The organism is Micromonospora sp. NPDC005161, assembly GCF_053599855.1.
This window is the reverse complement of the sequence record NZ_JBSFYQ010000010.1, coordinates 36,321-62,866: the sequence shown is the minus strand read 5'-3', so window position 1 is coordinate 62,866 and position 26,546 is coordinate 36,321. Positions and strand designations below refer to the sequence as shown.

The following is a 26,546-nucleotide window of genomic DNA, read 5'->3' as shown; positions in this document are numbered from 1 at the left end:
CTCCCGCCACCGGGTTAGTCTGCGGGTTCACCAGGTCCGCGCAGCCGGCGACGGTACGGCGGCCACCGGACAAGGATCGAGAAGGTGTATCTCAAGAGCCTGACGGTGAAGGGCTTCAAGTCCTTCGCCTCCGCCACGACGTTGAAGCTGGAGCCCGGGATCACCTGCGTGGTGGGCCCGAACGGCTCCGGCAAGTCCAACGTCGTCGACGCCATCGCCTGGGTGCTCGGCGAGCAGGGCGCCAAGGCGCTACGCGGCGGCAAGATGGAGGACGTCATCTTCGCCGGCACCGCCGGCCGGGCGCCGCTGGGTCGCGCCGAGGTCACCCTCACCATCGACAACACCGACGGCGCGCTGCCGATCGAGTACACCGAGGTCTCCATCACCCGCCGGATGTTCCGCTCCGGCGAGAGCGAGTACGAGATCAACGGCAACTCGTGCCGGTTGCTGGACATCCAGGAGTTGCTCTCCGACTCCGGCATCGGCCGGGAGATGCACATCATCGTCGGCCAGGGCCGGCTCGACGGCATGCTGCACGCCAAGCCGGAGGACCGCCGGGCGTTCATCGAGGAGGCGGCCGGCGTCCTCAAGCACCGCAAGCGCAAGGAAAAGGCGCTGCGCAAGCTCGACGCGATGCAGGTGAATCTCAACCGGCTCACCGACCTCACGGCCGAGCTGCGCCGCCAGCTCAAGCCGCTGGGCCGGCAGGCGGAGGTGGCCCGGCGGGCCGCCGCCATCCAGGCGAACCTGCGCGACGCCCGATTGCGGCTGCTCGCCGACGACCTGGCCACCCTGCGGACCACCCTCGACCGGGAGATCGCCGACGAGACCGCGCTGCGGGAGCGGCGCGAGCAGGTCGAGGCCGAGCACGCCGAGGTGCAGGGCCGGCTCGGTGAGCTGGAGGCCGCGCTGGCCGAGGACGCGCCGCTGCTCGCCGCCGCCCAGGACACCTGGTACAAGCTGTCCGCCCTCCAGGAACGCTTCCGGTCGATCGAACAGCTCGCCCGCGAACGGCTGCGGCACCTGAGCGCCACCGGCGACGACGAGCGGCCCGGCCGCGACCCGGACCAGCTGGAGGCCGAGGCCGAGCGGGTCCGCGAGCAGGAGGAGGAGCTGCGCGCGGCGCTCACCGACGACCAGATCCGGCTGGCCGAGGCGGTGGAGCACCGCCAGGAGCTGGAGCGTCAGCTCGCCGCCGCCGAACGGGAGCTGGTCGCCGCCGCCAAGGCAATCGCCGACCGGCGCGAAGGGATGGCCCGGCTCACCGGCCAGGTCAACTCGGCCCAGGCCCGGACCACCAGCGCCGGCGAGGAGATCGAACGGCTCGCCGTCGCGCACGCCGACGCGATGAGCCGTGCCGAGGCGGCGCAGGCCGACCTGGACGCGGTCTCCGCGCAGTCCACCGAGGCGGACCGGGACAACGCCGACCTGGACGCCCGGCACGCCGAGGCGGTCGCCGGGCAGGAGCGGGCGCAGGCCACCGTCCGGTCGCTGGCCGACGCCGAGCGGGCGGCGGAGAAGGACGCGGCCACCTGGAAGGCCCGGGAGGAGGCGCTCTCCCTTGGCCTGCGACGCAAGGACGGGGCGGGCGCGCTGCTCGCCCGGGCCGGCGACGTCCCCGGCCTGCTCGGCAGCCTCGCCGGGCTGCTCACCGTCGCCCCGGGAAACGAGGCCGCGCTGGCCGCCGCGCTCGGCGGCCTCGCCGACGCGGTCGCGGTCAGCGGGGTGGACGAGGCCGTCGAGGCGATGCGCCTGCTCAAGATCTCCGACGCCGGCCGGGCCGGCCTGCTGGTGGGCAGCCCGGCCGGGCCGGGCATGACCGGTTCCGCCGACGCGCTGCGTCCAAAGGTGCCCGACGGCGCCCGATGGGCGCCGGACCTGGTGGAATGCGTCGCCGAGCTGCGCCCCGCGGTGCACCGGGCACTGCGCGACGTGGTGCTCGTCGATGATCTGGCCGCCGCGGCCGACCTGGTCGCCGGCAATCCCGAGCTGCGCGCGGTCACCCCGGACGGGGACGTCGTCGGCGCGTACGCGGCGGCCGGCGGGTCGGCCAAGGCGCCCAGCTACATCGAGGTGCAGGCGGCCGTCGAGGAGGCTCGCAGCAACCGGCTCGCCGCCGAGCAGACCGGCGCGGAGCTGCGCGACCAGCTCGGCGAGGCACGGGCCGAGGTGGCCGTCGCCAAGGAGGCCGTGCAGCACGCCGCCGCCGAGAAGCGCGAGGCGGAGAGCCACCGGAACGCCGCCGCCCGCAGACTGGCCGAGCTGGGTGCGGCGGCCCGCTCGGCGAAGGCGGAGACCGACCGCCTCGGCGAGTCCCGGGCCCGTGCCGAGGCCGCCCGGCAGCGGGACCTCGCCGCGCTCGCCGAGCTGGAGGAGCGGCTTCGGCTGGCCGAGGAGACCCCGGTCGACGCCGAGCCCTCCGCCGAGGAGCGGGACCAGCTCGCCGCGATGGTGCCGCAGGCCCGGCAGAACGAGATGGAGGTCCGGCTCGCGGTGCGTACCGCCGAGGAGCGGGTCTCCTCGATCGCCGGCCGGGCCGACTCGCTGGCCCGGCAGGCCACCGCGGAGCGGGCCGCCCGGGAACGCGCCGCGGCCCGGCGGGCCGCCCGCACCCGGGGCGCGGGCATCGCCCGGGCCGTCGCCGCCGGCGCCCGGGAGGCGCTCACCCGGCTCACCACCTCGATCGCGGCCGCGGAGGAGCACCGCGACGCGGTGGCCCGGGAACGCGCCGCCCGCGAGGCGGAGCTCCAGGAGGTACGCGGAGCCGCCAAGCGGTTCGGCGCGGAACTGGAGCGGCTCACCAGCCAGGTGCACCGGGACGAGGTGGCCCGCGCCGAGCAGCGGCTGCGCATCGAGCAGCTGGAGGCGAAGGCGGCCGAGGACTTCGGGTTGGACGTGGAGACCCTGGTCGCCGAGTACGGGCCCACCCAACCCGTACCGCCCACCCAGGTCGACGTCGCGGCGGCCGAACGCGACGGGCTCCCGGTGCCCGAGCCGGTCCGCTACGAGCGGCCGGTGCAGGAGAAGCGGGCCGCCAAGGCCGAACGTGAACTGGCCCTGCTCGGCAAGGTCAACCCGCTCGCGCTGGAGGAGTTCGCCGCGCTGGAGGAGCGTTTCAAGTTCCTCTCCGAACAGCTGGAGGACCTCAAGGCCACCCGGCGGGACCTGCTCACCGTGGTCAAGGACGTGGACGAGCGGATCCTGGAGGTCTTCGCCAGCGCGTTCGAGGACACCGCGCGGGAGTTCGAGCAGGTGTTCACCGTGCTCTTCCCCGGCGGTGAGGGCCGGCTGATTCTCACCGACCCCGAGGACCTGCTCACCACCGGCGTCGAGGTGGAGGCCCGCCCGCCGGGCAAGAAGATCAAGCGGCTGTCGCTGCTCTCCGGTGGCGAGCGGTCGCTGACCGCGGTGGCCATGCTGGTGGCGATCTTCCGCGCCCGGCCCAGCCCGTTCTACATCATGGACGAGGTGGAAGCCGCCCTGGACGACGTGAACCTGGGCCGGCTGATCACGCTGCTGGCACAGTTGCGGGAGAAGAGCCAGCTGATCGTCATCACGCACCAGAAGCGGACAATGGAGATCGCCGACGCGCTCTACGGAGTGACCATGCGCAGCGGTGTCACCCAGGTGATCAGCCAACGGCTCAACCGGGCCGACGAGGACGACCAGCGGCACAGCCGCGGCGAGGAGAACGGGTAGTGGCTCGGGAACGCGCGACGGCGCTCCTGCTGGATCTGGACGGCGTACTGCGCCGGTTCGACCCGGCGGTGGCCGCCGGGTTGGAGCGGGAGTACGGCCTCGCCGACGGGGTGCTCACCGAGATCGCCATGCAGTGGGGCCGGCTCCAGCCTGTGCTCACCGGCCAGGTCAGCCACGCCGACTGGGTGGGAAGCGTGGCGGACGCGCTGACCGAGCCGGCCGGCGGCGCGGACCGGGCCCGGGCGGCGGTGGAGCAGTGGCAGCGCTACCGGGGCGAGGTGGACACCGACGTGCTCGACTTCGTCCGGGAGGTGCGCGCAGCAGGGATCAAGGTCGGCCTGGCCACCAACGCCACCGATCTGCTCGACGCCGACCTGGCCACGCTCGGCCTGACCGGCGAGATGGACGTGGTGGTGAACTCCTCGACGCTCGGGGTGCACAAGCCGGCCCCGGAGTACTTCCAGGCCGCCTGCGTGGCACTGGCCACCCCGCCGGCCCGGGTGCTCTTCGTCGACGACGAGGACTGGGCAATCCGGGGCGCCAGGGCCGCCGGCCTGTCGGCGCACCGCTGGGGCGGCCACGCCGACCTGCGCTACCTGCGGGCGGCGCTGAACTACTGAGCGGCCCTCACTCGCCGGTGACGCCGTCGATACGCTCGCGAATCAGGTCGGCGTGACCGTTGTGCCGGGCGTACTCCTCGATCATGTGCACGTAGACCCAGCGCAGGTTGAAGGTGCGCTTCTTCGCGCCGACCTCCGTGAACGTCTCGTCGAGCGAGTGGCCGGCGGCAGCCTCCCGGGCCAGCGCCACCTCCCGGTGGAATGTGGCGAAGTCGGCCTCGGCGTCGGCGGCGCTGACGTCGTGGTCGGCGTCCGGCGTCTCCGGGGTGAAGTACGGGTAGTCGACCGGCTCGCCGGCGAAGTTCTCCCGGAACCACCAGGCCTCCACCTCGGCCAGGTGCCGGACCAGGCCGAGCAGGGTCAGCCCGGACGGCTCCACGCTCGGCGTGCGCAGCTGGGCCTCGGTCAGCCCGGCGCATTTGAGCAGCAGCGTCTGTCGGTGGTAGTCGAGCCAGCCGTCGAGCATGGTGCGCTCGTCGCCGACGTACGGTTCAGGGGTCCGGGTGATCTCCGGTGCGATCCACGTCATGCCGCGCATCCTGCCCGGCGGACCTGACACAACGCGACGGGTTATCAGGGCACCACGACGACGGGCCAGCGGCCGGTGCGGACCAGGCGGGTGGCGACCGAGCCGACCAGCCGGTGACCCGCCTGCTCGGAAGCGCCGACCACCACCATGTCGGCCTGGAACTCGTCGGCCGCCGCGCACAGTTCGCCGTACGCGTCGCCCCGCCGGCACAGGAAGGTCACCGGCAGGCCGAGCTCCTCGGCGCCGCGTCGGCACTCCCGGCGCAGTTCGTCGGCCAGCTCGTCGTGGGTGCGCTGCACCGCGCCCGCGTCCATCCCCGGCACCAGGGCGGTCAGTCCGCTCGCCGAGCTGACGAAGAGCACCACCAGCGCGGCGCCCTGCCGGCGGGCCAGGCCGGCGGCGTAGGAGCCGGCCCGCTCGGAAGTGCGGGTGCCGTCCACACCCACCATGATCACCCGGGGTCCGTCCGTGCCTCGCTCGAAGGGCAACGGGCGGGTCCGGGGCCCGTACTCCTCGCGGTCAGGTGCTCCCACGCTCATGGCTGCCTACCTCACCTCTGCTCGTCGGTACGGACGACGGCGGCACCAGCGCCCGCCCCGATAGTTGATTCTTGCTCGACTTCGGCGCCGGCCGGGGAGCCGGTGTGCTGCCGCAGCGGCACCTCCTTGATGAAGGTCACAGCGATCAGGGCGATCAGCGCGAAGGGGGCAGCGGCCAGGAAGATGTCGCCAGCGCCGTGGCCGTACGCGCTCTCCACCACCGCCCGGATCGGGCCGGGCAGGGTGTGCACGTCGGGAAGGACGCCACCGCCGCCCGAGCTGGACGCGGAGATGCCGAGCCGGGCCAGGCCCTCGGACGTGTAGCCGGTGACCTTGTGGCCGAGCACCGCGCCGAGCGCGGAGACGCCGATCGCGCCGCCCAGGCTGCGGAAGAACGCCACCATCGAGCTGGCCGCGCCGAGCTCGTGCGTGCCGACGGTGTTCTGCACGGCGAGGACCAGGTTCTGCATGGTCATGCCGAGGCCGATGCCGACCAGCGCCATGTAGATGCTGAGCAGGGTGAAGCTCGTGTCGGCCCGGAGCGTGCCCATCAGCGCGAAGCCGACTGTGAGCAGCGCCGTACCGATCACCAGGAACCGCTTCCAGCGGCCGGTCTTGGTGATGATCCGACCGCTCAGCGTCGACGCGACCAGTAGGCCGAGGATCATCGGCAGGGTCATGAGGCCGGACATCGTCGGGCTCTGGCCGCGGCTGATCTGGAAGTACTGGCCGAGGAAGACCGAGGCGCCGAACATGCCCACGCCGACCGCGATGCTCGCGACGACGGCCAGGGTGATGGTGCGGTTGCGGAACAGGCGCGGCGGGATCATCGGCTCGGCGGCCCGGGTCTCCACCCGGATCGCCAACGCGCCGAGCACCAGCGCGCCGATCACCATGGCGGCGGACTGCCAGGAGGTCCAGTCGAACTGGTTACCGGCGAGCGAGACCCAGATCAGCAGCAACGAGACGGCCGCGGTGATCAGCGTGGCGCCCCACCAGTCGATCTGCGCCTTCCGCTTCACCACCGGCAGGTGCAGGGTCTTCTGGAGCACGACCAGCGCGGCGATGGCGAAGGGCACCCCAACGTAGAAGCACCAGCGCCAGCCCAGCCACGAGGTGTCGACGATCACGCCGCCGATCAGCGGGCCGCCGATGGTGCCGACGGCCAACACGGCGCCGAGGTAGCCGCTGTAGCGGCCCCGCTCGCGCGGCGCGATCATGGTCGCCATGATCACCTGGGCCAGCGCGGTGAGGCCGCCGGCGCCGATGCCCTGGAGCACCCGGCAGGCGATCAGCTCACTGGTGCCCTGCGCGGCGCCGGCCAGCACCGAGCCCAGCACGTAGATCCCCAGGGAGAGCTGGACCAGGAGCTTCTTGCTGGTCAGGTCGGCGAGCTTGCCCCAGATGGGGGTGGTCGCGGTGGTCGCGAGCAGGGCCGAGGTGACCACCCAGGTGTACGCGGACTGGCCGCCGTGCAGCTCGGTGATGATCCGCGGCAGCGCGTTCGAGACGACCGTGGAGGAGAGGATCGCGACGAACATGCCCAGCAGCAGACCGGAGAGGGCCTCCAGGATCTGCCGGTGGGTCATGTCGACGCCGGTCGCCCGGGTGGGCGCTGTCGCCTGGCTCATCGTTGCTGCCTCCGCGTGGAGTCGAGGTGGAGCGGTCGGGCCGGTGAAGTGGCGGCCGTCCAGAAGTTGTTTGGAGCAACCGTAGGGCTTGGTTGCCTAAAGCAACAACTTGGCGGACCTCGCCGACATTCCCCGCCGCCGCCGGTCAGACCCAGGAGTCGTTGAACCGGCCGAGCAGCCGGGCGAACTCCTCGACGTCCCGGGCCGGCCAGCCGTCCAGGGCGCGCAGGAATTCGCCCAGCCGGGCGGCCCGGGCGACGTCGAACCGCCGCTGACCCTCCTCGGTGAGGCTGATCTGTGCGGCCCGCCGGTCGCTGGGATCGGGGTCGCGGTTGACCAGGCCGAGCGCTTCCAGCCCGTTGATCTGCCGGCTCAACGTCCCCTTGCCCACCCCCAGCCGCCCCGCCAACTCGGTCAACCGGATCGAGCCACTGCGGCGCAGCCAGAGCAGCAGGCCGTAGGTGTTCGGTTCGAGGTTCGGGTGCACCTCCCGGGCGATCTCCCAGGAGACCGCCCGGCCACGACGCAGCAGGGCCGTCAGTTCGTGCTCGACCGCCCGGATCGGCTCCGGCAGGTGCTCGTCGTCCACGGCGTAGAGACTACGGCGGGGTCAGCTCAGCCGTTGCCGGAGAGCCGGTGGCGCATCACCGGGCGTAGCCGCCCATCCTTCGTGGTGCCCTCGACGGTCACCTCAGCCGCGCGCCCCCGGTGGGTCAGGGTGGACACCGCGTTGCCGAAGTAGGGGCCGGCCAGCTTGCGCCAGCGCACCCCCGGGCGGCGGACACCCGCCGAGCGGGCCAACGCCCGGGTCGCCCCCGCCGGGCCGGCCGACCAGGCGAGCCGCATCAGCGGACGGATACCGGCCGGCACCTGGTTGTGGATCGGCGAACAGGTGAGCTGGTGCACCGGGGTCACCACCGCCGGGTCGGCGAACCGGGCCTGGGCCACGTACGAGTGGTGCACGTCCCCGGACAGCACGCTGATCGACGCTGGCGGGGCGTACGCCGGGCCTGCGCCGACCCGCGCGCCGGACCGGCTCGGGGTGCCGGTGCCGATCCGGGCGAAGGTTTCCGCGAGCGCCTCGAAGGAGCGCCGGAAGGCAGCCCAGTGCTCCAGGTCCAGTGCCCGGCGCAGCTTCTCCGCCCCGCGCGCCACCCAGGGCCGGCGCGAGTCGGCGAGCTTCTCGTTCCACGCCTCGACATGGTGGATGCCCTGCGGCAGCAGCCAGGGCAGCGAGGCGCCGACCACCAGGTGGTCGTAGACCCCGTGCGCCTGGTCGAGGAACCAGGCCCACTCACCCGGCGGCAGCATCGCCCGGTTGCCCCGCTCGAGCACCCGACTGCACCGGTTGTCCAGCATCACCAGCCGGGTCCGGCCCAGGTCAAGCGCGTAACTCCACTGGTACTGCACCGCGCGCCAACGCTCGGTGTCGTGCGCCAGGTCGGACTCCTGGTCGACCCGGTGGCCGAACTCGCGCAGCACGCCGGTGGCGTCCTCCGCGGCGGTGACCTTCGCGAACACCGGGTCGGCGGCGATGTCGTCCGGGGAGAGGTTGCCCAGGTGCTGGTAGACCCAGTAGGAGGCGAGACCGCTGCCGATCCGCTCGGACCACCACGGCTGCTCGCGGACCTCGGCCCGCCAGGACGCCGAGGTGTTCCAGTCGTCGATGATCTCGTGGTCGTCGAAGATCATCACGCTCGGCACGGTGGAGAGCAGCCAGCGGATCTCCGGATCCCGCCAGGACTCCAGGTAGAGCTTGGTGTACTCGTCGAAGCTCACCACCTGGTCGGCCGGGGCGCCCTTCGGTCGCCGCCGGCGCCGACGCAGCAACCGGCGCACCGTTGGCGACGTGACGTCGGCGTAGACCTGGTCGCCGAGCAGCACCAGCAGGTCCGGCAGCGCGTTCGCCTCGGGGTCGGCCATCAACCGCCGGGCGTACGCGTCCAGCGCGTCCGGCGGGAGCTTGCGGGTGGTGGCGTGCTGGGTGGTTTCCCGGCATGAGCCGAAGAGCAGACTCACCGGCTGGTCCCGGTCGTCGGCCGCCCGGGTGCGGATCACACTCGGCGGGAAGCCGCTGCTCGGCACCGGCCAGACCACCTCGTCGTCGACCAGCACCTCGTACGTGGTCGCGCTGTCCGGGGTGAGCCCCTGCACCACCACGAGCGCGTAGTGATGGTCGTACGCCGAGAAGGTGGCTGCGGTGCCGGTGGCGCCGTCCGCGGTGCGGACGGTGACCACGGCGGGCGCCGCCGTCTCCACCCAGATGGTCGCCCGGGTGTCCACCACTCGCCGCAGAAGTGGGCCGATGAGGAGGTGGGCGGCGGGCATGCGGCGAGCCTACCGCCGGTTCCCGCGCCGGCCGGGGTGCGGTGGCTGGGACGCCGCGCCCGGCATCTGACAGGATTCCGGCATGGCCGAATATCTCGTCCTCGCTCTGGTCCTGCTCGGTGTGCTGATCGCCGGCACAGTCGGGCTGGTCGTGCCGCGATTGCGGCGGCGGCCCGAGCCCCCACTGCCGCGCACCGAGGTCGACACCCGGGCCGAGGAGGATCTCGCCGGCCCGCCGGTCGAGGCACCGGAGTCCGATCTGTCCACCGGTGTCCTGGTCGAGCCGCCACCGGTGCTCGAGGCGCCCGCGCCGACCGTCGAGGTGCCCGAGCCGACCGCCGGGCGGCTGGTCCGGCTCCGCTCGCGGCTGTCCCGCTCGCAGAACGTCTTCGGCAAGGGGCTGCTCGGCCTGCTCGCCCGCGACCACCTCGACGAGGACGTCTGGGAGGAGATCGAGGACAGCCTGATCACCGCCGACGTCGGCGTCGACGCCACCCGCGACATCGTCGACCGGCTGCGCGAGCGCACCCGGGTGCTGGGCACCCGCTCGGCCTCCGAGCTGCGCGCACTGCTCGCCGCCGAGTTGGTCAACGCGCTCGACCCGAGCCTGGACCGGTCGCTGCGCACCGCCCCGAAGGACGGCGTCCCGGCGGTGCTGCTGGTCGTCGGCGTCAACGGCGCCGGCAAGACCACCACCTGCGGCAAGATCGCCCGGGTGCTGGTGGCCGACGGCCGCAGCGTCCTGCTCGGCGCGGCGGACACCTTCCGGGCCGCCGCCGCCGACCAGCTGGAGACCTGGGGGTCACGGGTCGGGGCGGAGACCGTCCGCGGCCCGGAGGCCGCGGACCCTGCCAGCGTCGCCTTCGACGCGGTCAAGCGCGGCATCGACACCGGCGTGGACACCGTGCTCATCGACACCGCCGGCCGGTTGCAGAACAAGGTCGGCCTGATGGACGAGCTGGGCAAGGTCAAGCGGGTGGTGGAGAAACAGGGCCCGATCGATGAGACACTGCTCATCCTGGACGCCACAACAGGGCAGAACGGTCTGGAGCAGGCCCGGGTCTTCACCGAGGTGGTCAACGTGACGGGCGTGGTCCTGACCAAGCTCGACGGCACCGCGAAGGGCGGCATCGTGATCGCCGTGCAGCGCAAGCTGGGCATCCCGGTGAAGCTCGTCGGCCTCGGTGAGGGCAAGGACGATCTGGCCCCGTTCGACCCGGCGCAGTTCGTCGACGCGCTGTTGGGCACCGAGGCCGCCGGACGGGACGCGTAGTCTCGGGTGACCACTGACGATCGCGCGTACGCGGGCTGGCGCGACCCCGGCCACCCCTCGCAGCGCCTCGGGAGACCGTACGTGACTTCGCAGGAGATCCCGCTGCACGGCGGCAACGTGAGCACCGTGGTCCGGGTCGGTGACACGGTCCGCCGCAACGCCGGGCCCTGGACCCCGTCCGTGCACGCCCTGCTGAGGCACCTGGAGTACGTCGGGTTCACCGGCGCACCCCGGGCCCTGGGCATGGACGAGCGCAACCGCGAGGTGCTGTCGTACCTGGAGGGGGAGTGCGGGGAGTACCCGCTCGCCCCGCACTGGGTGACCGACGAGGCGCTGGTCACCGTGGCCACCATGCTGCGGATGTTCCACGACGCGCAGTACGGCTTCACCCCGCCGCCCGGGGCGGTCTGGCGCTCGTTCGGGCCGCCGCCACCGGACACGGAGGTGATCTGCCACCACGACGCGGCGCCGCACAACGTGATCTGGCGGCCGGACGGCACACTCGGGCTGATCGACTTCGATCTGGCGTCGCCAGGCTCCCGGATCTACGACGTGGCGTACGCGGCCTGGACCTGGGTGCCGATCTTCGCGGACCGGGATTCGATCACCCTCGGCTGGAAGCGCCCGGACCGGCCGCGCCGGCTGCGGCTCTTCGCCGACGCGTACGGGCTGATCCCCCGGGACCGGCACCGGCTGATCCGGACCATCCGCAAGCGGATCGTGGATCACGTCGAGGGAATCCGTCGGATGGCCGCCGCCGGGGAGCCGGCGTTCGTCCGGATCGTGCACAAGGGGCACCTGCGCCGGCCGATGCGCGATCTGCGGCTGCTCGACTACGAGCGGCACGCCCTGGAGAACGCCCTCCGCTGAGCGCATTCCACTGACCGTGCGAAGTTCGTGACACGTACGAAACAACCCGTCACGAAACGGAAACCGGCACGGGACCATGGGTGAAACAGCCGGCCGCGAAGCTTCCGCCCAACCGGCCGACGGGCGACGCTGCCCCGGAAAGCCGCGAAGGAGGGAACTTCACCTTTAGGAGGCCAGCGTGCCTGAAGCACCCACGATCGACGGCGGCAGTACCGTTTGGCTGCTGGTTTCGACCGCGCTCGTGCTGCTCATGACCCCGGGACTGGCGCTGTTCTACGGCGGGCTGAACCGGGCCAAGGGCGTGCTCAACATGATGATGATGAGCTTCTCCGCCATCGGGCTCATCTCTGTTCTGTGGTGGTTCTACGGCTTCAGCGTCGCCTTCGGGACCGACGTGAACGGTTTCTGGGGCGACCCGGGCGCGTACCTCGGCACCAAGACCTTCCTCGCCGAGACCGACCTGTGGGGCGCCACGGCGGAGAACCCGAGCGGCATCGGGGTTCCGCTCTACGTGTTCATGGCCTTCCAGATGGTCTTCGCGGTGATCACCGTCGCGCTGATCAGCGGTGCCATCGCCGACCGGGCCAAGTTCGCCGGCTGGCTGCTGTTCGCCTTCGGCTGGGCCACCCTGGTCTACTTCCCGGTCGCACACTGGGTCTGGGGCGGCGGGATCATCGGCGGCGACATCCACGCGCTGGACTTCGCCGGCGGCACCGCGGTGCACATCAACGCCGGCGCGGCGGCCCTGGCCGTGGCTCTGGTGCTCGGCAAGCGGCTCGGCTGGCCGCGCGAGGGCATGAAGCCGCACAACATTCCCCTGGTCGCGCTCGGTGCCGGCCTGCTGTGGTTCGGGTGGTTCGGGTTCAACGCCGGCTCGGAGCTGACCGTCGACTCGGTCGCCGGCCTCGCCTTCATCAACACCCAGCTCGCCACGGCGGCCGCCCTGCTCGGCTGGATCGCGGTCGAATGGATCAAGGACCGGAAGCCGACCATGGTCGGCGCCTCGTCCGGCGCCGTCGCCGGCCTGGTCGCCATCACCCCGGCCTGCGGGTTCATCGCCCCCTGGGCGGCCGTTCTGCTCGGCATCGTCGCCGGGGTGGTGTGCGCGCTCGCCGTCAGCCTCAAGTACCGGTTCGGCTACGACGACTCCCTCGACGTGGTCGGCGTGCACTTCGTCGGCGGCTGGATCGGCTCGCTCTGGCTCGGCCTTTTCGCCACCAACTCGGTCAACGCCGCGATCAGTGACGTGGTGGGCGCCTCCGACGGCCTCTTCTACGGCGGCGGCGTCACCCAGCTCGGACGGCAGGCGCTCGCCGGCCTGATCGTCTCGGTCTGGTCGTTCGGCATCGCCTGGGTGCTCGCCTTCGTCATCGAGAAGACGATCGGCTTCCGGGTGCGGGCCGAGGCCGAGGTCGAGGGGATCGACATCGCCGAGCACGCCGAGAGCAGCTATGACCTGTCCCCGGCGGGCGGCGGCACGGGCAGCGCGTTCGCGATGGCCGGCATCGGCACCCCCGGTGGCGGCGTGACGAGCGGTGCCAAGCCGGAGGCGGATCCCGCCGAGCCGGTCAGCGAGAAGGTCGCCGGTTAACGTTCCTGGGATGGAGGGGTTGGACATGAAGCTGGTAACCGCGGTCATCAAGCCGTACCAGCTGGACGCGGTGAAGGAGGCTCTGCACGCCCTCGGGGTGGCCGGGCTGACCGTCAGCGAGGTTCAGGGGTACGGGCGGCAGAAGGGGCACACCGAGGTCTACCGGGGTGCCGAGTACACGGTCGAGTTCCTGCCCAAGATCCGGGTCGAGGTGCTCACCGACGAGATCGACGTGGAAAAGATCGTGGACGCCATCGTCGGTGCCGCCCGTACGGGCAAGATCGGCGACGGCAAGGTCTGGGTCACCGGTGTCGAGGAGGTCGTCCGGGTTCGTACCGGCGAACGCGGCCTCGACGCGCTCTGACCGGGCCACGACCGACATGACCTCGTTGATCAAGGGGAACGCGTCAGGGCACGCCGGCGACGGCGACGCGGGCCGCTTGATCAACGAGGTCGTCGGCCTACCCGGGGGGATCGGCGAGACGGCCCGGCTGGCCCGGGCGGCAGCGTACGACGACTTCCTGCGGGGTTTGCTGCCCGACCGTGCGGGCGTGGCGCTGCTCGCTGTCGGTGGGCTGGGCCGGCGGCAGTGCGCCCCGTACGGTGACCTCGACCTGGTGCTGCTGCACGCCGGTGTGCCCGGCACGGACGAGCTGGCCGCCGCGGTCTGGTACCCGATCTGGGACGCAGGCCTGCGGCTGGACCACTCGGTGCGGACCGTCGCCGAGGCGCTCTCGGTGGCCCGGGACGACGTCAAGGTCGCCCTCGGGTTGCTCGACGCCCGGCTGGTGGCCGGCGACCGCGCCCTGGCCGACGCGCTGGTCCGTACCGCCGCCGACCACTGGCGGCGGACCGCCGTCCGCCAGCTGCCCGGCCTGCGGGAGGTCACCGCCGCCCGCTGGCAGGCCCACGGCGAGCTGGCCTTCCTGTTGGAGGGCGACCTCAAGGAGGCCGCCGGCGGGCTGCGCGACGTGGGGCTGCTGCGGGCGATCTCCGCCGCGGGCATCACCGACGCACTACGTCCCGCCGTGCGCGCCGCACACCTGCGCCTGCTGGACACCCGGGACGCCCTGCACCAGCAGGTCGGCCGCCGGGTCGACCGGCTGGTCGCCCAGGAGCGTGACGGGGTGGCCACGCTCCTCGGCCTCCGACAACTCCAGCTCGGCGCGTCTGACGCCGCGCGGCGCCCTGGAGCCGTCGTAGAGGACGGCGATGCCCTCCTGCGCCGGGTCGCCGGGGACGCGCGCACGGTCAGCCACGCCCTGGACGACGCCTTCCGGGCCGCCGACCGGCTGCGCTCCGGCCGCTCCCGGGGCGGGAACGGACGCCCGGTGCGCCGACCGGTGGCGCGGGACGTGGTGAAGCACGACGGCGAACTGGTGCTCGCCCGCACGGCGATCGGAGCACGCCCCGACCCGAGCCTGTCACTGCGGGTGGCCGCCGCCGCGGCCGCCACCCGGCTGCCGATAGCCCGCGCCACATGCGAGTGGCTGGCGGCGTACTGTCCGCCGCTGCCCGCGCCCTGGCCGGCCGAGGCCCGGGCCGCGCTGACCACCCTGCTCGGCGCCGGTCCCGGCCTGGTGCCGGCCTGGGAGACCTGTGACCGGTACGGGCTGGTCGACGGCTGGCTTCCCGAGTGGGCCAGGCTGCGCAGCCTGCCCCAGCACAACCCCGTGCACCGGTACACCCTCGACCGGCACCTGGTGCAGACCGCGCACGAGGCCAGCCGGCATTCCCGCGAGGTGGACCGTCCGGACCTGCTGCTCCTCGGCGCCCTGCTGCACGACATCGGCAAGGGGTTGCCCGGAGATCACAGCACGGTCGGTGTGCCGCTGGCCGAGGCGGTGGCGACCCGGATCGGCCTGCCCACCGGCGAGGTCGAGCTGATCGGCACGCTGGTCCGGCTGCACCTGCTGCTGCCCGACGTGGCCACCCGCCGGGACCTGGCCGACCCGGTGACCATCGCATCGGTGGCCGAGGCGGTCGGCGACACCGGCACGCTCGACCTGCTGCACGCGCTGGTCCGGGCGGACGCGGTGGCCACCGGACCGGCGGCCTGGTCGGACTGGAAGGGCCGGCTGGTCGCCGAGCTGGTCGCCCGGGTCCGCACCGCGCTGGACACCGGCGTGCTGCCCGAGCCGCCGGCCCCCGACCCGGCGCTGCTGGCCGGGCCCCTGCCGGTCGTCCACCTGACCGGGGACCGGGTGGCGGTGGCGGCGGCGGACCGGCGCGGCCTGCTCGCCACGGTGGCCGGCTGCCTGGCGCTGCACCGGTTGGAAGTGATCTCCGCGGACGCCTCCGTGGTCGACGGCCGGGCCCTGGTCGAGTGCCGGGTGCAGCCGCGCTACGGCCTGCCGCCGGACCCGGTCCCGCTCCGCGCCGACCTGCGGCGAGCGGTAGCCGGCGACGTGTCGGTCACCCAGCGGCTGCGCGGCCGTTCGCTCGCCGCCCGGGGCGGCGGCGCGGCCCCCCGGGTGGTCTGGCACCGCGAGGCGGCCACCGACGCGGTGCTGCTGGAACTGCGCGCCGCCGACGCCGCCGGGCTGCTCTACCGCGTCACCTGTGCGCTCGACGAGGCGGGTGCCCTGGTCCGCGCGGCCCGCATCTCCACCCTCGGCGCCGACGTGGTCGACGCCTTCTACCTGGTCGGCGGCTGGCCGGACGACGCCACCCGAGGCCGCCTGGAGACCGCAGTCCTCGCCGCCGTCTGACCCGCGATCGGATCCGCCCCGAAGCCCCGGCCGGTGCCCGCGCTGCGCCGTCCGACGCGCGGCGCTGCGCCGTCCGACGCCCGGCGCTGCGGCGTCCGCCTAGCCGCCGCGGCACCTCATTGCTCTGCTAGGCCCAGCACACCCCGGGCGGGGGGACGCCGCCCGCCGGACGTGGTCCCTGCTGTCGGTACCGCGGCCGCCGCCGCTGTCCGGCTGCCACGCGCCCCTGCGTCTTCGTCGGCCCAACCCTCGTGCCAGCCCATCTCGCTCACAAGCGTTATACCTCAGAGTCATATTTATGCCTCAGAGGTATAACGCTCGCGGAGGTGTCCGCCGCCGGCCCGGGCGCGCTCGAGCCTTCCGGCGGGTCTCACCGCCCAGCGGGAGCGCTGTGGCGTCGTCCGGAGGGGGCCCTGTCCGGAAGGGCCCCGTCCGGAAGGGCGCCGTCCGGAGGGGGCCCTGTCCGGAAGGGCCCCGTCCGGAAGGGCGCCGTCCGGGGGTGTGCTTTTTGGGGGTGTGCCGTCCGGGGGAACGACGGCCGGTGAGAGGCGCGGGCCGGCGGGTGGTGCGGCCACCGGAAGCGGGCGGGAGCGGCAGAGCGGCGTGCGGCGGAGCGACGTGTGGCAGGGCCCTTGGGGCAGAGCGGCGTGTGGCAGGGCTTTGGGGCAGGGCGGCGTGTGGCAGGGCGGCGTGCGGCGAGGCGGACAGGGGCGGGGGCCCTGGGGCGGCGGGTACGTCCGGGGGCGTAGCTGTGGTGCCGCTCGTGGACGCACGCCGGGCGGCTTCGGCGCGGGCAGAATGACGGCCATGCGAGGGAGCGGGCAGCGAGGGTGGCAGGAGACGGCCGTTGACGCGGCGCTCGCCCTGGTGCTGCTCGGATTCGCGCTGCTCGCGACCGGCCTGGCCGGGGACAACCAACCGGGGTCGAGGCCGGTGGACGCCGCCTGCCGGGTGCTGATCGCGGTCGCCGCGCTGGCCCTGCTGGCCCGACGCCGCGCCCCGGTCGCCACCCTGGCCGTGGTCACCGTGGCAACCACGGCGTACCTCGTTCTCGGCTACCCGTACGGTCCGATTCTGCTCACCTTCCTGATCGCGGTGTACACCGTGGCGGCGCGACTGCCGGTGCGGCTTGCGGCGCTCGCCACCGGCGGAGCGTTCGTGCTGCTGCTGACACACGTCTTCTGGTCCCGGGGTCCGGCTCCGGGCTGGGCCGCGGTGCTGCCCGCGTCGGCGTGGGCGGTCGTACCGTTCGCGGCGGGGACGGTGGTGCGGGTCAACCGCGAGGCGACGGCCCGCAGTCGTGCCGAGCAGGCTCGCAGCCGCGCCGAGCAGGCCCGGCGACAGGCCGACGAGGAGCGGCTGCGCATCGCTCAGGAGGTGCATGACGTGGTGGGGCACGGGCTGGCCGCGATCAGCATGCAGGCGGAGATCGCCCTGCACCTGCTGCCGAAACGGCCGGAGCAGGCGGAGACCGCGCTGACCGCGATCAGCCGGACCAGCCGGGAGGCACTGGACGAGCTGCGGGTCACTCTGGGGGCCGTGCGGCGGGGCGCGGAGCGTGGGCCGGTGCCCGGCCTGGCCCGACTCCCGGCGCTGCGCGACCGGCTCGCCGGGGCTGGTCTCGCCGTCGAGCTGCGGGTGGTCGGTGATCCCCGGGAGCTGCCGAACCCGGTGGACCTGGCCGCGTACCGGGTAGTGCAGGAGGCGTTGACCAACGTCCTGCGCCACGCCGGGGTGGCCAACGCGGACGTGACGGTCGGCTACCGCGTCGACGAGTTGACCGTCGAGGTCACCGACCGGGGCGCGGGCGCGGCCGGCGACGTGTTGGATCCCGCCGGCGACGGCGGGCACGGTCTGGCCGGGATGCGGGAGCGGGTCGACGCGCTCGGTGGGCGGCTGCTCGTCGGGCCGCGCCCCGACGGCGGTTTCCGGGTGTACGCCCGGCTGCCGGTGGAGCCGGCGGCGTGATCCGGGTGCTGATCGCCGACGACCAGGACCTGGTCCGGCTCGGGCTGCGCGCGCTGGTGGAGAGCGAGGACGACCTGGCGCTCGCCGGTGAGGCGGCCGACGGACTGCGGGCGGTGGAGCTGGCCCGCCGGGAACGGCCGGACGTGGTGCTGATGGACATCCGGATGCCGGGCATCGACGGGATCGAGGCCACCCGTCGGATTGTCGCCGACCCCGACCTGGCCGGCACACGGGTCGTGGTGCTCACCACCTTCGAGCTGGACGAGTACGTCTTCGACGCGCTGCGGTACGGGGCGAGCGGGTTCCTCACCAAGGACACCCGGCCGGCCGAGCTGCTGCGGGCTGTCCGGCTGGTCGCCGAGGGGGAGGCGCTGCTGTCGCCGTCGGTGACCCGGCGGGTGGTGCGGGAGTTCGCCACCCGGCCGTCCCGGGCGCCCCGCCCGCACCCGCGGCTCGACGCGCTCACCGACCGGGAGCGCCAGGTGGTCGGCCTGGTCGGTGAGGGGCTGAACAACGAGGAGATCGCCGCCCGGCTGGTGGTCAGCCCGGCGACCGCGCGTACCCACGTCAGCAGGGCGATGGGCAAGCTGGGCGCTCGGGACCGGGCGCAGCTCGTCGTCTTCGCGTACCAGTCGGGGTTGGTGTCCGGATAAACGGCGGCGGCGGGGCGGCCGGGACGCGGCCCGGGCCGGGCGACAGCGGCCTTGCAGCCGGCCCGCTACCCTTGCGGTGGTCGGACTCCGCACTGCCGGCCACGTTGTGCCCGCCGGAACACTGACAAACGGGATGTTCGCGTGTTTGACACCTTGAGTGACCGCCTGTCCGGGATCTTCACCAAGCTCCGCGGCAAGGGGCGGCTCACCGACGCCGACATCGACGCCACCGCGCGCGAGATCCGCCTCGCGCTGCTGGAGGCGGACGTCGCGCTGCCGGTCGTCAAGGGCTTCATCGCGGCCGTCAAGGAGCGGGCCCGCAGCTCCGAGGTCTCCCAGGCGCTGAACCCGGCCCAGCAGATCATCAAGATCGTCAACGACGAGCTGATCAATGTGCTCGGCGGCGAGGGCCGGCGGCTCCAGTTCGCCAAGCAGTCCCCGACAGTGATCATGCTGGCCGGTCTCCAGGGCTCCGGTAAGACCACCCTCGCCGGCAAGCTGGCCCGTTGGCTCAAGGGCCAGGGGCACCAGCCGCTGCTGGTCGCCGCGGACCTCCAGCGTCCCAACGCCGTCGGGCAGCTCCAGGTGCTCGGTGGCCGGGCCGGCGTCGAGGTGTACGCCCCGGAGCCCGGCAACGGCGTCGGCGACCCGGTCCAGGTGGCCCGCGCGTCGATCGAGCACGCGAAGCGGGCGGCCCGGGACATCGTCATCGTCGACACCGCCGGCCGGCTCGGCATCGACGCCGAGATGATGCAGCAGGCCGCCGACATCCGCGACGCGGTCCAGCCGGACGAGGTCATCTTCGTCATCGACGCGATGGTGGGTCAGGACGCCGTCCGCACCGCCGAGGCGTTCCGCGACGGTGTCGGCATCACCGGTGTGGTGCTCTCCAAGCTCGACGGCGACGCCCGTGGTGGCGCCGCGCTGTCGGTGCGCGAGGTGACCGGGCAGCCGATCCTGTTCGCCTCCACCGGCGAGAAGCTGGAGGACTTCGACGTCTTCCACCCCGACCGGATGGCCAGCCGGATCCTCGGCATGGGCGACGTCCTCACTCTGATCGAGCAGGCCGAGCAGGCCTTCGACTCCGATCAGAAGGAGAAGATGACCGCCAAGCTGATGGGCGGCGAGCAGTTCACCCTGGAGGACTTCCTCGACCAGCTCATCGCCGTGCGGCGGATGGGTCCGATCGCCAACGTGCTGGCCATGATGCCCGGCATGGGGCAGATGAAGGACCAGCTGGCCGATCTGGACGACACCCACTTCGACCGGGTCACCGCGATCATCCGGTCGATGACGCCGGGCGAGCGGACCAACCCGAAGATCATCAACGGCTCCCGGCGGGCGCGCATCGCCAACGGCTCCGGAGTCACCGTGATGGACGTCAACCAGCTGCTCAACCGCTTCGCCGACGCGCAGAAGATGATGAAGCAGATGGGCGGCATGATGGGCCTGCCCGGCGGTGGCCGGCGCAAGGCGACCAAGTCGCCGAAGAACAAGCGGAAGGGCACCAAGGGTGGCGGTCGGCCGCGTACCGGCGCCGGTGCCGGGATGCCGGGCGGCTTCCCGGGCGGCATGCCGCAGCTCCCGCCGGGGATGGACCCGAACGACCTCGCCGGGGGCCAGGGGCTGCCGCCCGGCTTCAAGCTCCCGAAGATCGACTTCAACAAGCTGGGCAAGGGCGGCGACAAGGGCCCCCGCTGATTCCGCAGACGCCGGGCTGATCGGGTAGGACTGTGCGCATGGCTCTTCATGTGCGCGGTGTGCTGCTCCCCGACGACGAGGTCCGGGATCTCTGGCTGGTCGGCGACCGGGTGACCTTCACCCCGGTGCCCGACGCGGAGACGGTGGTCGACGGCGGTTTCGTCCTTCCGGGGCTGGTCGACGCGCACTGCCACATCGGCATCGCCCGTGGCGGTGCCCCGATCACCTCCCTCGATCAGGCCCGCGAGCTGGCCCACGTCGACCGGGACGCTGGCGTGCTGGCGATCCGCGACGCCGGCTCGCCGTACCCGTACCCCGAACTCGACGACGAACCGGACCTGCCGCGACTGGCCCGGGCGGGCCGGCATGTCGCGCCGCCGAAGCGCTACCTGCGCGACATCGGCGTGGAGGTCGGCCCGGCCGAGGTGGCCGCCACGGTGGCGGCTCAGGCGCGGGCCGGCAACGGCTGGGTCAAGCTGGTCGGCGACTGGATCGACCGCGGCGTGGGTGACCTGGCGCCGGCCTGGGACGCGGACACCCTCACCGCCGCCGTGCGGGCCGCGCACGACGCCGGGGTACGCGCCGCGGTGCACACCTTCTCCGAGTCGGCGGTGGAGATCATGGTGCGGGCCGGGGTGGACTCGGTCGAGCACGGCACCGGGCTGAGCCTCGACCTGATCGACGAGATGGCCCGCCAGGGCACCGCGCTGGTCCCCACGATGATCAACATTGCCACCTTCGACGGCATCGCAGAGCAGGCGCGGGCCAAGTTCCCCGGGTATGCCGAGCACATGCTGGCACTGCGGGACGGATTCCCGGAGGTGGTGCGGGCCGCACACGAGGCGGGCGTGCCGATCTACGTGGGCACCGACGCGGGCGGCGGCATCGACCACGGGCTGGCCGCCGAGGAGATGCTGCTGCTGCACGAGCGTGCCGGGATGGCGCCGATCGACGTGCTGGCCGCCGCCTCCTGGGGCGCCCGGGAGTGGCTCGGCTTTCCCGGCCTGGTCGAGGGCGGCCTCGCCGACCTGACGGTCTACCCCGAGGACCCACGCCACGACCTGCGTGTCGTCCGCGCCCCGTCCCGCACCATCCTCCGGGGCCGCGTCATCCGCTGACGCCCCGCGCGCGGCCCGTGGGGTTAGTGGGTTGGGCGGGCCGCCGCCGCGAAGAGGCGTATCGCCAGGTCGGTCAGGGCTGAGGCGGTCTGGTCGATCGGGGAGCGGGGAAGCACGATGTGGCTCACCACCAGGCGGACGATGCTGTCGGCGGCGAAGGCCAGCGCGGCCGGGTCGGCTCCCGGCAGGTGATCTCCGGCCCACTCGATCAGCGCGCCGGAAGCCTCGGTGAGCACCACCTCGGCCCGGGTGGTCAGATATGGCAGCAGCTCGTCCGAGCCACCCCGGGCACTGGTCAGGATGGCCTTGACCAGCGGGTTGTCCGCTGCCGTGGCGAGGGTGCGCGCGATCGCCGCGTATGCCCCGGCCCGCACGTCGTCGCCGTTCGCGACAAGTGCGGCACGGACGTCGCCGACGAACCGGTCCACCTCGCGCCGGGCCAGCGCCTCGGCCAGCCCCGCCTTGCTGCCGAACTCGTTGTAAACGGTCTGCCGGCTCACCCCGGCCGTGGTGGCCACCCCACCCATCCGGACCGCGTCCCAGCCGCCGGCGATGGTCCGCGTACGGGCGGCGTCCACGATCGTGTCCCGCAGTTGCTGGCGCGGCGAGCCGGTCGCTGCAGTCATGGTGGTCGAATTCTACGGGGGCACCGTCGCCACGCCCAGAGCTGCCACGACGACGACAAGCCGGGCGTGACACCGCACGACGGGCGGGCGCGACACGGCACGGCCACTCCCGGACGCGGTGTCCCCCCGTGTGGCGCATAGGATGTGCGGTCATGGCACGCGTGCTCACTCCCCGTGCGGAGGACTTCCCCCGCTGGTACCAGGACCTGATCGCCAAGGCGAAGCTGGCCGACAACGGCCCGGTCCGCGGCACCATGGTCATCCGCCCGGCCGGCTATGCCATCTGGGAACGGATGCAGGCCGAGATGGACGCCCGGATCAAGGCGGCGGGCGCGGAGAACGCGTACTTCCCGCTGTTCATTCCGGAGAGCTACCTCAAGCGCGAGGCCCAGCACGTCGAGGGCTTCTCCCCGGAGCTGGCGGTGGTCACTCACGGTGGCGGAAAGCAGCTCGCCGAACCGGTGGTGGTGCGCCCCACCAGCGAGACGGTCATCGGCGAGTTCATGGCCAAGTGGATCGACTCGTACCGGGACCTGCCGCTGCTGCTCAACCAGTGGGCCAACGTGGTCCGGTGGGAGCTGCGCCCGCGGATCTTCCTGCGTACCAGCGAGTTCCTCTGGCAGGAGGGGCACACCGCGCACGCCACCCGCGAGGACGCCCGGGCCTACGCCCGGCAGATCCTGCACGAGGCGTACGAGGACCTGATGGTCAACGTGATCGGCATCCCCGTGGTGGTGGGTCTGAAGACGGCCCGCGAGCGGTTCGCCGGTGCGACCGCCACGTACACCTGTGAAGGCATGATGGGCGACGGCAAGGCGCTCCAGCTGGGCACCAGCCACGAGCTGGGCCAGAACTTCGCCAAGGCGTTCGACATCAGCTACTCGTCCGCCGAGGGCGGCCGGGAGCACGCCTGGACGACCTCCTGGGGCACCTCGACCCGGATGCTCGGCGGGCTGATCATGGCGCACGGCGACGACAACGGCCTGCGGGTGCCGCCGAGGCTGGCCCCGATCCAGGCGTACGTCATGATCGTCAAGGACGGCGAGGGCGTCGCCGAGGCGGCGGCCAAGCTGCGCGACGGCCTGCGCGACGCCGGTGTCCGGGTCGCGCTCGACGACCGCACGGACACCGCGTTCGGCCGCCGGGCCGTCGACGCCGAGCTGCGCGGCTATCCGGTACGCGTCGAGGTCGGCCCCCGCGACCTGGCCGCCGGCAACGCCGTGGTGGTGCGCCGTACCGACGGGTCGAAGTCCCCGACGCCGGTGGCCGACGTGGTCGGCGTGGTGCTGGCCGCGCTGGAGACCGACCAGCAGGTGCTGCACGACCAGGCGCTGGCCAACCGCGAGTCGCGCACGGTGGAGGTGGCCACCCTCGCCGAGGCGATCGAGGCCGCCGCGAACGGCTGGGCCCGGGTGCCGTGGTCGGCGGTCGGCGTGGCCGGCGAGGCCGAGGCGAACGGCCAGGGCGTCACGGTGCGATGCCTGCTTCGCGCCGACGGCTCGGTGCCGGACTCCGAGGACGAACCCGACCTGATCGCCATCCTCGCCCGCGCCTACTGAGGCGGAAGGAAGGGCACCTTCTTAACGCCTGCGGTAGAGGAAGGGCCCCCTGTTAACAGCCCCGGAGGTGGTGCGGTGCGCTTCGAGTCGGGTCGGCTGATCATGCACCGCAGCGTGCGACGCGGCCGGATCGGATGGGTCCGGCCGGGCCGGGTGGTCAGCGACGACGAGCGGGGCCTGCTGGTCTGGATCGCCCGGGACTCGCCGGTCGCCCACGAGGTGAGCGAGGCGGGGCTGGGGATGCGGGCGATGCCGTTCGCCCAGTGGATCTCGTCGGCGTACCGGCTGGAGCACGGGCGCTGGAACGGGCCGCCGCTGCTGAAGTTCCTGCCCACCGGTGCGGCGCACTCCGTCTGGTGGTTCCGGGACGCGCAGGGCCGGTTCGCCCACTGGTACGTCAACCTGGAGGAGCCCGGCGTGCGCTGGGACGACGGCCCGGTGGCCGGCGTCGACGTGGTGGACCAGGACCTCGACGTGGTGGTGCACCCGGACCGCAGCTGGCAGTGGAAGGACGAGGAGGAGTTCGTCGAGCGCCTCGCCTTCCCGGACGACTACTGGGTGGCCGACGAGAAGGCGGTTCGGGCCGAGGGGGAGCGGGTGATCGCGCTCGCCGAGGCCGGAGAGTTCCCGTTCGACGGCACCTGGTGCGACTTCGCGCCTCCCGCCGACTGGGACGTACCGGACGAACTTCCGCCGGGCTGGGACCGTCCGCCGGTGCGCTGAGGGGTGTTCCGGGTCACCGGTCCGGGCGAGCCGGGCGCGGTGTCCGGGTCCGGTGCGAGAGATCGGCGGCGGATCTGGCAGAATGGGTCGCTGGTATCCGGCGCGCGTCCGGCGCCCTCTAACCCAGGCGCGTCGCCAGTCCACCGAGTAGTCTCCGGCCCAACCCCACTGTGCCGTCGGCGCTCACCCATACACACCGCCCGTACCGGGCTGGTGAGATCGCAACAGGAGCGAAACAACTGTGGCCGTAAAGATCCGGCTCCTGCGGATGGGTAAGATCCGCAACCCGCAGTACCGCATTGTCATCGCCGACTCGCGCACCAAGCGTGACGGCCGGGCGATCGAGTTCGTCGGGGTGTACCAGCCGAAGGAAGACCCTTCGATCATCGAGGTCAAGTCGGAGCGGGTCCAGTACTGGCTGTCCGTCGGCGCTCAGCCGAGCGAGGCGGTGCAGCGGCTGCTGGAGCTGACCGGTGACTGGCAGAAGTACAAGGGCCTGCCGGCCCCGCCGCCGATGAAGGTCGCCCCCGAGCGGGCCGACCGCAAGGCGGCGTACGAGGCTGAGGCGAAGGCCGCCGCCGGGCTCGCCCCGGAGACCCCGGCCAAGCCGGCCAAGAAGGCCGCCAAGGCCGCTGAGGCTCCGAAGGCCGAGGCTCCGGCTGAGGCTCCGAAGGCCGAGGCTCCGGCTGAGGCGCCGAAGACCGAGGCTCCGGCCGAGGCCCCGGCTGCCGCTGCCGACGCCGGTGAGCAGGCCTGATATGCCTCTGCGTCCGGCGTTGGAGCACCTGGTCAAGGGCATCGTCGACCACCCGGACGATGTCCGGGTGCGGATGGTCGATTCCCGTCGGGGCAAGCGGCTGGAAGTCCGCGTGCACCCCGAGGACCTCGGCACTGTGATCGGGCGGTCCGGCCGGACCGCCAAGGCGCTGCGCCAGGTGATCGGCTCCATCGGCGGGCGCGGGGTACGCGTCGACATCGTCGACTCGTACTGATGCAGCTCGTCGTCGGCAGGATCGGCAAGCCGCACGGTGTCCGCGGTGAGGTCACCGTGGAGGTGCGGACCGACGAGCCCGAAGCACGGTTCGCCCCAGGCACGGTGCTGCGCACCGAGCCTGGGGCGACGCCCCAGACTGTGTCCCCGCGCAGCAGCGGCGTGCTGCGCACCGAGCCTGGGGCGGTTCCGCCGCCCCCGGCCACGGACGGGCCCGGGGTGCTGTTCCGGGTCCCGGCCGAGCTGACCATCGAGGAATCCCGCTTCCATCAGGGCCGGATGCTGGTCGCGTTCGCCGGGATACTGGATCGCGACGGCGCCGAGGCGCTGCGCGGGACCCTGCTCGTGGTGGACAGCGCCGACGTGGAGCCCCCGGAGGACCCGGAGGAGTTCCACGACCACCAGCTCGTCGGGCTGGCCGTGGTCACGCCGGGCGGCGAGCGGCTGGGCGAGGTGGCCCGGATCGACCACGCCCCCTCCTCCGACCTGCTGGTGCTGCGACGCCCCGAGGGGCGTGTCGCGTTGATCCCGTTCGTCCGGGCGATCGTTCCGGAGGTCGACCTGGCCGGGGGACGCGTGATCGTCGACCCACCCGCCGGACTGCTCGACCTTTAGGACCACCCGCATGCGCGTCGACATCGTGTCGATCTTCCCGGAGTACTTCGCCCCTCTCGACCTGTCGCTGATCGGCCGGGCCCGGGCCAATGGCGTACTCCAGTTGGCCGTGCACGACCTGCGGACCTGGACCCACGACGTGCACCGCACGGTCGACGACACCCCCTACGGCGGCGGTCCGGGCATGGTGATGCGCCCGGAGCCGTGGGGCGGCGCGCTGGACGCGCTCGCGCCGGCCGAAGCCCCGCCGCCCCGGCTGCTGGTGCCCTCGCCGGCCGGTGTCCCGTTCACCCAGGCCATGGCGCACGAGCTGGCCGCCGAGCCGCACCTGCTCTTCGCCTGCGGTCGGTACGAGGGGATCGACCAGCGGGTACTGGCGCACGCCGCGACCCGGATGCCGGTCACCGAGGTGTCGCTCGGCGACTACGTGCTCTTCGGCGGCGAGGTGGCGGTGCTGGTCGTCCTGGAGGCGGTCACCCGGCTGCTGCCCGGTGTGCTGGGCAACGCCGGCTCGCTGGACGAGGAGTCGCACGCGCACGGGCTGCTCGAAGCGCCGATCTACACCAAGCCGCCGAGCTGGCGCGGGCACGACGTGCCGGAGGTGCTCCGCTCCGGCGATCACGGCAAGATCGCCCGCTGGCGGCGCGAGGAGGGTCTGCTGCGCACCGCCGCCCGGCGCCCGGACCTGCTCGCCGCGCTGCCCGCCGATCAGCTCGACAAACGGGACATCGCGGCGCTGGACCGGGCCGGATTTCAGCCGCCGCCGGGGGATGTGGCAAAGTAGAGGGGTTGCCGCATCCG

23 protein-coding genes are annotated in these 26,546 nt (G+C 72.9%); 17 read left to right on the top strand and 6 right to left on the bottom strand.

Annotation, left to right across the window (positions count from 1 at the left end; translation table 11 throughout):
- Positions 1 to 84 precede the first annotated feature (84 nt).
- Entirely contained in the window at positions 85 to 3,699 is a 3,615-nt protein-coding gene (gene smc, locus ACWD5O_RS12345) for a chromosome segregation protein SMC (RefSeq protein WP_450085325.1), read from the top strand.
- Positions 3,699 to 4,319, top strand: coding sequence for an HAD family hydrolase (locus tag ACWD5O_RS12340; protein ID WP_449940699.1), 621 nt, complete (start codon positions 3,699 to 3,701; stop codon positions 4,317 to 4,319). The genes smc and ACWD5O_RS12340 overlap by 1 nt, the downstream gene beginning before the upstream one ends.
- 7 nt (positions 4,320 to 4,326) lie before the next feature.
- On the opposite strand, the gene ACWD5O_RS12335 is transcribed toward ACWD5O_RS12340, so the two are convergent.
- The 5 genes from ACWD5O_RS12335 to ACWD5O_RS12315 form a co-directional block, all read right to left on the bottom strand.
- Positions 4,327 to 4,848, bottom strand: a complete 522-nt coding sequence (locus ACWD5O_RS12335) for a DinB family protein (protein WP_449940702.1) — start codon at positions 4,846 to 4,848, stop codon at positions 4,327 to 4,329.
- Between the two features lie 44 nt (positions 4,849 to 4,892).
- Entirely contained in the window at positions 4,893 to 5,387 is a 495-nt protein-coding gene (locus ACWD5O_RS12330; RefSeq protein WP_449940704.1) for a universal stress protein, read from the bottom strand.
- 11 nt (positions 5,388 to 5,398) lie between these two features.
- Positions 5,399 to 7,018, bottom strand: coding sequence for an MDR family MFS transporter (locus ACWD5O_RS12325; protein WP_449940707.1), 1,620 nt, complete (start codon positions 7,016 to 7,018; stop codon positions 5,399 to 5,401).
- Between the two features lie 145 nt (positions 7,019 to 7,163).
- Positions 7,164 to 7,607, bottom strand: coding sequence for a MarR family winged helix-turn-helix transcriptional regulator (locus ACWD5O_RS12320; protein WP_449940710.1), 444 nt, complete (start codon positions 7,605 to 7,607; stop codon positions 7,164 to 7,166).
- Positions 7,608 to 7,633: 26 nt separating this feature from the next.
- Entirely contained in the window at positions 7,634 to 9,346 is a 1,713-nt protein-coding gene (locus ACWD5O_RS12315; RefSeq protein ID WP_449940712.1) for an alkaline phosphatase D family protein, read from the bottom strand.
- Positions 9,347 to 9,428: 82 nt separating this feature from the next.
- Here ACWD5O_RS12315 and ftsY point away from each other — a divergent pair, with 82 nt between their 5' ends.
- The 9 genes from ftsY to ACWD5O_RS12270 all read left to right on the top strand — a co-directional run bounded on the left by ftsY (position 9,429) and on the right by ACWD5O_RS12270 (position 21,231).
- Positions 9,429 to 10,619, top strand: coding sequence for a signal recognition particle-docking protein FtsY (gene ftsY / locus ACWD5O_RS12310; RefSeq protein ID WP_449940714.1), 1,191 nt, complete (start codon positions 9,429 to 9,431; stop codon positions 10,617 to 10,619).
- Between the two features lie 6 nt (positions 10,620 to 10,625).
- Positions 10,626 to 11,489, top strand: coding sequence for an aminoglycoside phosphotransferase family protein (locus tag ACWD5O_RS12305; protein WP_172898993.1), 864 nt, complete (start codon positions 10,626 to 10,628; stop codon positions 11,487 to 11,489).
- 178 nt (positions 11,490 to 11,667) lie between these two features.
- Positions 11,668 to 13,080, top strand: coding sequence for an ammonium transporter (locus ACWD5O_RS12300; protein WP_450085324.1), 1,413 nt, complete (start codon positions 11,668 to 11,670; stop codon positions 13,078 to 13,080).
- Positions 13,081 to 13,105: 25 nt separating this feature from the next.
- On the top strand, positions 13,106 to 13,444 hold the full coding sequence (locus tag ACWD5O_RS12295) for a P-II family nitrogen regulator (protein ID WP_007456507.1): 339 nt from the start codon (positions 13,106 to 13,108) through the stop codon (positions 13,442 to 13,444).
- A gap of 16 nt (positions 13,445 to 13,460) precedes the next feature.
- Positions 13,461 to 15,791, top strand: coding sequence for a [protein-PII] uridylyltransferase (locus tag ACWD5O_RS12290; RefSeq protein WP_450085323.1), 2,331 nt, complete (start codon positions 13,461 to 13,463; stop codon positions 15,789 to 15,791).
- An 807-nt stretch (positions 15,792 to 16,598) separates the two neighbouring features.
- The gene (locus ACWD5O_RS12285; RefSeq protein ID WP_450085322.1) at positions 16,599 to 17,759 is read left to right on the top strand and encodes a sensor histidine kinase; all 1,161 of its coding nucleotides are present in this window, start codon (positions 16,599 to 16,601) and stop codon (positions 17,757 to 17,759) included.
- Positions 17,756 to 18,412 carry a response regulator transcription factor gene (locus ACWD5O_RS12280; protein WP_450085321.1) on the top strand — a complete coding sequence of 219 codons (657 nt, stop codon included), beginning with the start codon at positions 17,756 to 17,758 and terminating at the stop codon, positions 18,410 to 18,412. Before ACWD5O_RS12285 ends, ACWD5O_RS12280 begins: the two co-directional genes overlap by 4 nt.
- A 141-nt stretch (positions 18,413 to 18,553) precedes the next feature.
- Positions 18,554 to 20,113 (top strand): signal recognition particle protein, encoded by a 1,560-nt coding sequence (gene ffh / locus ACWD5O_RS12275; RefSeq protein ID WP_354966927.1) that lies wholly within the window; start codon positions 18,554 to 18,556, stop codon positions 20,111 to 20,113.
- Between the two features lie 38 nt (positions 20,114 to 20,151).
- Positions 20,152 to 21,231: an amidohydrolase family protein gene (locus ACWD5O_RS12270; RefSeq protein ID WP_450085320.1), complete on the top strand. Its 1,080-nt coding sequence runs from the start codon at positions 20,152 to 20,154 to the stop codon at positions 21,229 to 21,231.
- Between the two features lie 23 nt (positions 21,232 to 21,254).
- On the opposite strand, the gene ACWD5O_RS12265 is transcribed toward ACWD5O_RS12270, so the two are convergent.
- Positions 21,255 to 21,857: a TetR family transcriptional regulator gene (locus tag ACWD5O_RS12265; RefSeq protein WP_450085319.1), complete on the bottom strand. Its 603-nt coding sequence runs from the start codon at positions 21,855 to 21,857 to the stop codon at positions 21,255 to 21,257.
- Between the two features lie 152 nt (positions 21,858 to 22,009).
- On the opposite strand from ACWD5O_RS12265, the gene proS reads away from it, so the two are divergent.
- The 6 genes from proS to trmD all read left to right on the top strand — a co-directional run bounded on the left by proS (position 22,010) and on the right by trmD (position 26,529).
- A complete protein-coding gene (gene proS, locus ACWD5O_RS12260; RefSeq protein WP_450085318.1) occupies positions 22,010 to 23,416 on the top strand; it encodes a proline--tRNA ligase in 1,407 nt (468 codons plus the stop codon).
- Between the two features lie 75 nt (positions 23,417 to 23,491).
- Positions 23,492 to 24,139: a DUF402 domain-containing protein gene (locus ACWD5O_RS12255; protein WP_387327023.1), complete on the top strand. Its 648-nt coding sequence runs from the start codon at positions 23,492 to 23,494 to the stop codon at positions 24,137 to 24,139.
- A gap of 241 nt (positions 24,140 to 24,380) precedes the next feature.
- Positions 24,381 to 24,896 carry a 30S ribosomal protein S16 gene (gene rpsP, locus ACWD5O_RS12250; RefSeq protein WP_450085317.1) on the top strand — a complete coding sequence of 172 codons (516 nt, stop codon included), beginning with the start codon at positions 24,381 to 24,383 and terminating at the stop codon, positions 24,894 to 24,896.
- Entirely contained in the window at positions 24,871 to 25,131 is a 261-nt protein-coding gene (locus tag ACWD5O_RS12245; protein WP_172862164.1) for an RNA-binding protein, read from the top strand. Before rpsP ends, ACWD5O_RS12245 begins: the two co-directional genes overlap by 26 nt.
- Positions 25,131 to 25,745, top strand: coding sequence for a ribosome maturation factor RimM (gene rimM, locus ACWD5O_RS12240; protein ID WP_354966921.1), 615 nt, complete (start codon positions 25,131 to 25,133; stop codon positions 25,743 to 25,745). Before ACWD5O_RS12245 ends, rimM begins: the two co-directional genes overlap by 1 nt.
- A gap of 10 nt (positions 25,746 to 25,755) precedes the next feature.
- A complete protein-coding gene (trmD, locus tag ACWD5O_RS12235; protein WP_074319223.1) occupies positions 25,756 to 26,529 on the top strand; it encodes a tRNA (guanosine(37)-N1)-methyltransferase TrmD in 774 nt (257 codons plus the stop codon).
- The last annotated feature ends 17 nt before the right edge of the window (positions 26,530 to 26,546 follow it).